Below are 8,371 nucleotides of genomic sequence, written 5' to 3'. Positions count from 1 at the left end.
TTCTCAAGGAACGGACGCTTCCTTTGTACTCACCCGAGAGACTCTCTCAGGCTTTCCTCCGGGCGCTTCCCTTCGGTGTTCCAAACTCTATCAGTGATTTTCCGTCTCTCTGACCACGGTCCTGCAGACATACAGAACCAGACCCCGAGATAGAATCTGACAAGTTGGGTACTGCCAGGCAAGAACGCTTGCTCGCGTCGCTCGGCCTCAAGCAGGAGTACGACTCTACATGGGGGTTTGGAGCGGGCGCAAATCGTTTGCGCAGTGCTCTACGGCCGCCAACCGTCACCTCTCATGCGGAACCGCCACTTCATATGACATACCCTGCTGAGCAGTGCGCCGTCCGGTACAGGCAGTGACGGCCCATATGAATCTCCACCCCTGGGAGGCTTCCCATGACCACCGTGACGTCCCCTCTTGCGGGACGCGCCATCGGGCTCGCCGCGGTACCGGATCCCGTCTTCTCCGGGGCGATGGTAGGCCCCGGCATGGCGATCGACCCCGTTCGCGAGCCCGCGGAGGCTGTTGCCCCCGTGGACGGAGTAATTGTCTCGCTCCACCCCCATGCGTTCGTCGTCGTCGACGGACAGGGGCACGGGGTGCTTACGCACCTGGGTATCGACACCGTCCAGCTCAACGGCGAGGGCTTCGAACTGCTCGTCAACAAGGGTGACACCGTGACGCGCGGTCAGGCCGTCGTGCGCTGGAACCCCGCTGCCGTCGAGCAGGCCGGTAAGTCCCCGATCTGCCCGGTCGTGGCGCTCGAGGCCACGGCCGACTCTCTCTCCGATGTCCGCGATGACGACGATGTGAAGGTCGGCGACGAGCTCTTCGGCTGGCAGTGACATCAGTGCCGTCATAGATGGCAAGTTCGACAACCACCGCGGCGGCGGGACGCGCCGCACTAATCGGAGACGGGTGAGATGGAGACAACGCTGCGAGGCGTCGGCGTGAGCCACGGTGTGGCGATCGGCGAGGTTCGGCACATGGGAACGGCGGTACTTGAGCCGCCTGCCAAACAGATCCCGGCGGAGGACGCGGGGCGCGAACAGGGGCGCGCCCGCAAGGCCGTCGAGGCGGTGGCGGCCGACCTGATGGCGCGCGGCAATCTGGCGGGGGGCGAAGCCCAGGCGGTGCTCGAGGCACAGGCCATGATGGCTCAGGACCCGGAGCTGATGGCGGACGTGGACAGGCGTATCGCAGTCGGCAGCACGGCCGAGCGGGCGGTCTATGACGCGTTCGCCGCTTACCGCGCATTGCTGGCGGGTGCCGGCGAGTACCTCGCGGGTCGCGTGGCCGACCTCGACGACGTGCGGAACCGTATCGTTGCCCGGCTGCTGGGGGTGCCCATGCCGGGTGTCCCGGACAGCGACGAGCCATACGTCCTTATTGCCCGCGACCTCGCGCCCGCGGACACGGCGCTGCTCGACCCGACTCTCGTCCTGGGTTTTGTCACCGAGGAGGGCGGGCCGACCAGTCACAGCGCGATCCTGGCGCGGGCACTCGGTGTGCCCGCCGTGGTCGCTCTGCCCGGCGCCGGTGAACTCGCCGAGGGCACAGTGATCGCTGTTGACGGCAGCACCGGTGAGATCTTCGTGGAGCCGAGCGCCGAAAAGAAGGCGCAGCTGGAGACTGCCGCGGCAGCGCGCAAGGCGGCGCTGTCGGCCTCCACCGGTCCCGGTGCGACCTCCGACGGGCACAAGGTGCCGCTGCTGGCCAACATCGGCGGCCCCGCGGACGTGCCGGCGGCCGTCGAGGCAGGGGCCGAGGGTGTCGGTCTTTTCCGTACCGAGTTCCTCTTCCTGGACGACAGCAAGCAGGCCCCGTCCGAGGAGAAGCAGGTCGAGGCGTACCGACAGGTGCTCGAGGCGTTCCCCGAGGGGCGTGTCGTGGTGCGTGTGCTGGACGCGGGCGCGGACAAACCTCTCGACTTCCTTACTCCCGCCGACGAACCGAACCCCGCGCTGGGTGTGCGGGGTCTGCGCTCCCTGCTCGACCACCCCGAGGTGCTGCGTACACAGCTCACAGCGCTCGCGAAGGCTTCCGAGGGGTTGCCGGTCTACCTCGAAGTGATGGCTCCGATGGTCGCCGACCGCACCGACGCCAAGGCGTTCGCGGACGCGTGCCGTGCCGCCGGGTTGCAGGCGAAATTCGGTGCGATGGTGGAGATTCCGTCGGCCGCACTGCGGGCGCGGTCGATCCTGCAGGAGGTCGAGTTCCTGTCCCTGGGGACCAACGATCTCGCGCAGTACACCTTTGCGGCCGACCGGCAGGTGGGCGCGGTGTCCCGTCTGCAGGACCCGTGGCAGCCCGCGCTGCTCGACCTGGTCACGCTGTCTGCCGAGGCAGCGAAGGCCGAGGGCAAGAGCTGTGGTGTCTGCGGTGAGGCCGCGTCCGACCCTCTGCTCGCGTGTGTACTGACCGGTCTGGGGGTCACCTCCCTGTCGATGGGGGCCGCGTCGATTCCCTATGTCCGAGCAACGCTCGCCAAGTACACGTTGGCGCAGTGCGAGCGTGCCGCCGCGGCCGCCCGTGCCGCGGACACGGCCGAAGAGGCTCGCGCCGCGGCGCAGGCGGTGCTGTCCGGCGAGTAGCTGGATCACGTCGTCGAGCGACGCTTGCCGAGGGGCGCTCCACCTGCGGGTGGGGCGCCCCTTCGCGTTCAGTGCGTGTGGCCCGTCCCTTCTCCCTCCTGTCCGAGGTCGGGCGGTACGCAGTAGTCCACGCCTGATTCCGGTGAGACGAGGTCTCCGGATGCTGCGTCGGTGCAGTAGGCGTCGAAGACTTCTCCGGCGGTGAGGGGCTCAAGGCCTTCGCCACGCAGCCGCCATCCGTAGACGCGGTCGGTCGTGTCGGGGGCGATGGTGCGCATGACGAGTCCTCCGGCGCACCGGGTGGCGATGCCAAGGGCCAGGACAGTGGTGAATTCGAGGGCCTCTGCCTCGTCGAGGCGGGTGGTGCCGTCTGCGTCGTCGTCGGCTCGGAGTACGGCGACCAGTGTTTCGGGTGCCGCGGAGACGCTGCACACGAGGTGACGTTCGCCTGGGCTCGCGGTGTCGAGGACGCGGGAGAGTAGATGGGAGGCTCGGGCGAAGGACGCGCGTCCGATGTCCTCTCCGCAGGACGCGCAGCTGCCGATGCGGGCCAGAAGTGTGGTCGCGTACTCCCAGGTCGCTTTGCGGACGGCTTCGTCGACAAGGTCCGGGACGAGTTCGGCGAGGGGCTGCCCCTGGTAGAGAACGGTGGGGCCCGTGGCGGCCAGTTCGGCGGTGAAGCGTGTGCGGCTGGCGGCGGCGTCAGGTTCCAGGCCGCTGTCGGCGCAGAACTCCGCATACTCCTCGGGGTCGAAGAGTGCCACCGCGGTGTGGCTGCCCTGGGCCGCGAGGGTCCTGAGCAGGGACTCCACCTGCTGTAGGTAGGTCGTGTGGTCGTCGAAGGTGAAGGTGCGGTAGCGCCGCATCGCCGTGAAGTCGTGCTCGTCCGTCAGCAGACCGATGGTGCCGGCGATTTCGCGGCGCAGGACGTGTCGCATGGTCCGGTGCTCAGTGTGCGCCATGTTTCCCCCTGTGCGCAGTCGATCAATGTTCACTCACAGTAACTGGCGGCACTGACAACGCAGGGCGGACGAGGTGATCGCGCACCAGGCGATGCTGGAAACAGGCAGGTCACAGCGATGGTCGTGCCAAGGTGGTCCTGCCGATGGGGCCGGTCGCCATGGCCGTGGTGACGGCGAGTGATCCGATACTGCGCTGGCGCCCGGCACGGCTCCTGAGCCCCGAAGACGCCCTCGGCCGTGCCGGGCGCGAGGGATACGGACAGTTCAACCGCGCTCGCGGGCCAGGTCTTCGTAGAAGCGCAGCAGTTCGACGTTGTCCACAGAGCCCAAGTTGACCGCCTTCTCCAAAGGCGCGCCTTGGAGGAGGCGTTTGACGGGGACCTCGATGCGCTTGCCCGTGAGGGTGTGCGGGACTCCGGGTACTTCGATGACCTCGTCGGGAACGTGGCGCGGTGAGAGCTGTTCGCGGATGGTCTGCTTGATGCGGTTCAGGAGGGCCTCGTCGAGTTCGGCTCCGGCAGCGAGGTGGACGAACAGGGGCATCCAGTAGCCGCCGTCGGGCTGTTCGATGCCGATGACGAGCGACTCCTTGATCTCGGGGAGGCGTTCGACCGCCTCGTAGATGTCGGCCGATCCCATGCGCACGCCTTGGCGGTTGAGCGTCGAGTCGGAGCGACCGTGGATGACGACGGAGCCGCGGGAGGTGACGGTGATCCAGTCGCCGTGGCGCCACACTCCGGGGTACATGTCGAAGTAGCTGTCGTGGTATCGGCTGCCGTCGGGGTCGTTCCAGAAGCGGATGGGCATGGACGGCATCGGGTTGGTGACCACGAGTTCACCGACTTCGTCGGTGAGGGGTTTGCCGCTGGGGTCCCAGGACTGGAGGTCGGTGCCGAGGCCGGGTGCCTGGAGTTCGCCGATGTACACCGGCAGTGTGGGTACGGCTCCTGCGAAGCAGGAGCAGACGTCCGTGCCTCCGCTGACGGAGGCGATCCACAGGTCCTCGCGGACCTCGTCGTGCAGCCAGCGGAAGCCGTCGGGCGGCAGGGGCGAGCCGGTGGTCGCCACGCACCGCACGCGCGTGAGGTCGAAGTCACGGGAGGGGTGGACGCCCGCCTTGCGGCACGCCATGACGTAGGCGGCGGACGTGCCGAAGAGGGTCGCTCCCGTACGTTCGGCGATGCGCCACTGGGCACCCGTGTCCGGATAGCCGGGGCTTCCGTCGTACAGGACGATCGTGGTGCCCGTGAGCAGGCCGGAGACGAGGAAGTTCCACATCATCCAGCCGGTGGACGTGTACCAGAAGAAACGGTCCTCGGGGCCGAGGTCGCAGTGCAGGCCCAGCTGCTTGAGGTGCTCGACGAGAATGCCACCCTGAGACTGGACGATGGCCTTGGGAAGGCCGGTTGTGCCGGAGGAGTAGAGCACCCACAAGGGGTGGTCGAAGGGAACCTTTTCGAAGTCGGGCTCGACGTCGGCGGAGGTCAGGGCGTACCAGTCCAGAGCGCCTTCGGGCGCCTCGGTGCCGAGCAGCGGGATGTGGACGACGGCGCGCAGGGTCGGCAGTTCGCGGCGCAGCTCGGCGACTACGTCGCGGCGGTCGTGCTCCTTGCCGCCGTACCGGTAGCCGTCGACCGTGAAGAGCACAACGGGTTCGACCTGCTGGAAGCGGTCGAGGACACTGCGGGCGCCGAAGTCGGGGGCGCAGGAGGTCCACACGCCTCCGACGGCGGCCGTGGCGAGGAGGGCGACGACGGCCTGCGGGATGTTCGGGAGATAGCCGCTGACACGGTCTCCGGGGCGTACGCCGAGGGCGCGCAGTTCTGCGGCCAGGGAGCCGACCTGGCGGCGCAGCTCTGTCCAGCTGACCGGGGTCGGTACGTGGCCTTCGTCGACGTACAGGAGTGCTGGTTCGTCCATGCGGGTCTCGGCCGTGCGCAGGGCGTGCTCGGCGTAATTGAGCGTTGCCCCGGGGAACCACTCGGCACCGGGCATGGAGCGGTCGCCGAGTACGCGCGCGTAGGGGGTCGAAAACCGTACGTCGAACCACTCGGTGACGGCTTTCCAGAACGTGTCCAGTTCATCCACGGACCAGCGGTGCAGCGCCGTATAGCCGCCACCGGACGGGGCTCCGTGGTTCTCGGCGGCCCAGGCCTGGAACTTGGTGATCTGCGCCTGGGCGATACGTTCTGGTTCGGGCTGCCAGAGCGGTGAGGCGTTCGCGGTGGACATGGGGCGGCTCCCGGACTGTGTGCGTCGGTCGCGCACGAGCTGGGGTGTGCGCGTCACGCGGCTGACACGGACGATGCCATGTGATCGACTTCCGCACCAGGGTGCGCCCCGCATGGCCAGCGGCGTGAAGATGTGCCCCCACCTCGGGTGAACGGCAGTTGAACGACTCACCCATATGGGGCAGGCAATGGCAGGGTGAGCAGCATGGACGGTCGTGACCTGGTGCGTTCGGTGAAGGTGGTCGGTTCCACGGGGGCGGCCCAGAGGTTGCGTACTGTGCGTGCGGCATGGCGAAGGAAGCGTGCCGACGCCGCCGGGCTGCCGCGGCGGGGTGCCGAGCGGGCGCGGGTGCCGGGCCCGGTGCAGGGTGTGGAGACCGGGCCCGGGGGCGGTGTCGTCCGGTTCAGTCGGTCCGAGCTGCGGATCACGGTCGCGGTGGGCGGAGCGGTGTTCTGGGGCTGGGACGGGGCCCGTCCCGAGCCGTCGTACGCGCTCGCGGGCCGCTGCCCGGAGCCGGACCCGAGGGCCGTCCTGGAGCCCGACAAGGACGGTGGCTGGCGGGTGGTGGCCGAACGGGTGACGGTCGTCGTCTCGCGGCACGGCGCCGTCGAGGTGCGCACCCCCGGTGGTGTGATCCTGCGCCGCGATCTGCCGCCTCGTTGGTGGGAGCCCGTCGACGGGGGCGGAGCACGCTGGATGCAACGCTCCGAAGTGGCCGCCGACGCACGGTTCTTCGGTCTGGGCGGGCGGGCAGCGGGACCCACGTTGCGCGAGGGGACGTACCGGCTGTGGAACACGGATCCCGGCCACGCGTTCGCGCCGGGCGAGGACCCGTTGTACATCACGATGCCCGTGCAGATGGTGGTCGCCGACGCGGGCACGCACTTGGTGTTCCACGACACTTCGTGGGACGGCACCGTGACCTTGCGCGAGGGCGAGGAGGGCGCGGGCTCCGGGCACGACCGGTCAGGGACGTGCGAGTTGCGGATGGACGGCGGCCCACTGCGCTGCTGGGTGATGGTGGGTACCCCCGCACGCGTGCTGCATGCCTGGGCCTCACTCACCGGGGCGCCCGCGCTGCCGCCCGCATGGGCGCTGGGGCACCATCACGCCCGGTGGGGTTTCGGCAACGAGCAGGAGGTGCGACGGATCGTGGCGGGTTATCACGAACGCGGTCTGCCTCTCGACGCGGTCCACCTGGACATCGACCACTACGACGCGCACCAGGTGTTCACGGTCGACCGGGAGCGCTTTCCCAAACTGCCGGAGCTCGCCAGGGAGCTGCGCCGCGACGGCATCCGGCTGGTGTCGATCGTCGACCCGGCGGTCAAGGCCGAGCCTGGCAACGCCGTGTATGACAGCGGCCTCACCGAGGACGCTTTCGTACGGGATGCCTCGGGACGGCTCGTGCGGGGTGTCGTATGGCCCGGGGAGTCGGTCTATCCGGACTTCACGCACGCGCGCGTGCGGCGGTGGTGGGGCGGGCTCTACGAGGAGCGGCTGGCGCAGGGGTTCGCGGGGTTCTGGCACGACATGAACGAGCCGACGTCGTTCACGGCGTTCGGGGAATCGACCCTGCCTCGTTCGGCGCGACACTCCCTGGAGGGACACGACGGCGACCATCGAGAGGCGCACAACGTGTACGCCCTGGGCATGGCCCGGGCCGCGTACGAGGGCCTGCGCGAACTGACTCCCCAGGTGCGGCCCTTCCTCTTCTCGCGCTCCGGGTGGGCAGGAATGCAGCGCTACGGAGGGACCTGGTCCGGAGACGTGGCCACGGGGTGGCCCGGATTGCGAGCGTCGCTGTCGCTGGTGATGGGGCTCGGGTTGTGCGGGGTGCCGTACTCGGGGCCCGATGTGGGCGGCTTCGACGGAAGCCCGTCGCCCGAGCTGTACCTGCGGTGGCTCCAGCTCGGCGCGTACCTCCCACTGTTCCGCACGCACGCGAGTCTGCGAGCGGGGCGCAGAGAGCCCTGGGAGTTCGGTGACGAGGTCCTGGCGCACGCGCGCGTGGCGCTCGTCGAGCGGCGGCGGCTGCTTCCGTACTTCATGACGCTTGCGCATCTGGCACGCCGCACTGGTGCACCGTATGTGCGGCCCGTGTGGTGGGGCGCGCCCGAGGACCGGGCACTGCGCGACTGCGAGGACGCGTTCCTGCTCGGTGACTGTCTCCTCGTGGCACCGGTGCTGGACCACGGGGCGGATCGGCGCGCGGTGCAACTTCCGCGGGGGCGTTGGTACGACACGGTCACCGAGAAGGCGTACGAAGGGCCGGCCCAGGTGCTGGTCGACGCCCCCCTTTCGCGGATTCCGGTGCTGGCGCGCGCGGGTGCCGTCGTGCCCGTTCGGGGCGTCGACGGCGGTCTGGAGCTGGAGGTGTGGGCTCCCGCGCAAGGGCGTGTCGGCGGCGGGCTCGTGGTGCCGGACACGGGCGACGGGTGGGACGAGCCGGAGGTCGAACGCTATGTGACGCGTTGGGAGGGGCAGCACGTGGTCGTCCGGCGGGACGGGGAGGGCGGCCCGAGCGAGCCGGGGTACCCGGTCCGGGTGCGGGGCCTCGGAGGCGCCGTGACGAGGCCCTGA

5 protein-coding genes are annotated in these 8,371 nt (G+C 69.2%); 3 read left to right on the top strand and 2 right to left on the bottom strand.

Translation table 11 applies throughout. The features are described from left to right. Nucleotides 1–395: 395 nt before the first annotated feature. Nucleotides 396–845 (top strand): PTS sugar transporter subunit IIA, encoded by a 450-nt coding sequence (locus tag ACX28W_RS35315; RefSeq protein WP_459004089.1) that lies wholly within the window; start codon nucleotides 396–398, stop codon nucleotides 843–845. A 78-nt stretch (nucleotides 846–923) separates the two neighbouring features. Beyond that, a complete protein-coding gene (gene ptsP / locus ACX28W_RS35310; protein WP_459004088.1) occupies nucleotides 924–2,594 on the top strand; it encodes a phosphoenolpyruvate--protein phosphotransferase in 1,671 nt (556 codons plus the stop codon). Nucleotides 2,595–2,662: 68 nt separating this feature from the next. Here the strand turns inward: ptsP and ACX28W_RS35305 are convergent, their stop codons facing one another. Both ACX28W_RS35305 and ACX28W_RS35300 read right to left on the bottom strand, forming a co-directional pair. Continuing rightward, nucleotides 2,663–3,556, bottom strand: a complete 894-nt coding sequence (locus ACX28W_RS35305) for a hypothetical protein (protein WP_459004087.1) — start codon at nucleotides 3,554–3,556, stop codon at nucleotides 2,663–2,665. A 264-nt stretch (nucleotides 3,557–3,820) separates the two neighbouring features. Continuing rightward, nucleotides 3,821–5,788, bottom strand: coding sequence for an acetoacetate--CoA ligase (locus ACX28W_RS35300; protein WP_459004086.1), 1,968 nt, complete (start codon nucleotides 5,786–5,788; stop codon nucleotides 3,821–3,823). Nucleotides 5,789–5,992: 204 nt separating this feature from the next. Here ACX28W_RS35300 and ACX28W_RS35295 point away from each other — a divergent pair, with 204 nt between their 5' ends. Next, nucleotides 5,993–8,371 (top strand): glycoside hydrolase family 31 protein, encoded by a 2,379-nt coding sequence (locus ACX28W_RS35295; RefSeq protein ID WP_459004085.1) that lies wholly within the window; start codon nucleotides 5,993–5,995, stop codon nucleotides 8,369–8,371.

The organism is Streptomyces sp. SD15, from assembly GCF_054462255.1.
The sequence above is the reverse complement of the archived record's forward strand: the minus strand, read 5'-3'. Positions and strand labels throughout refer to the sequence as shown.

What these genes read in the sequence shown, in the direction of transcription:
- ACX28W_RS35315 (WP_459004089.1), top strand. Translation starts at nt 396, where the DNA reads ATGACCACCGTGACGTCCCCTCTTGCGGGACGCGCCATCGGGCTCGCC.
- ptsP (WP_459004088.1), top strand. Translation starts at nt 924, where the DNA reads ATGGAGACAACGCTGCGAGGCGTCGGCGTGAGCCACGGTGTGGCGATC.
- ACX28W_RS35305 (WP_459004087.1), bottom strand. Translation starts at nt 3,556, where the DNA reads ATGGCGCACACTGAGCACCGGACCATGCGACACGTCCTGCGCCGCGAA.
- ACX28W_RS35300 (WP_459004086.1), bottom strand. Translation starts at nt 5,788, where the DNA reads ATGTCCACCGCGAACGCCTCACCGCTCTGGCAGCCCGAACCAGAACGT.
- ACX28W_RS35295 (WP_459004085.1), top strand. Translation starts at nt 5,993, where the DNA reads ATGGACGGTCGTGACCTGGTGCGTTCGGTGAAGGTGGTCGGTTCCACG.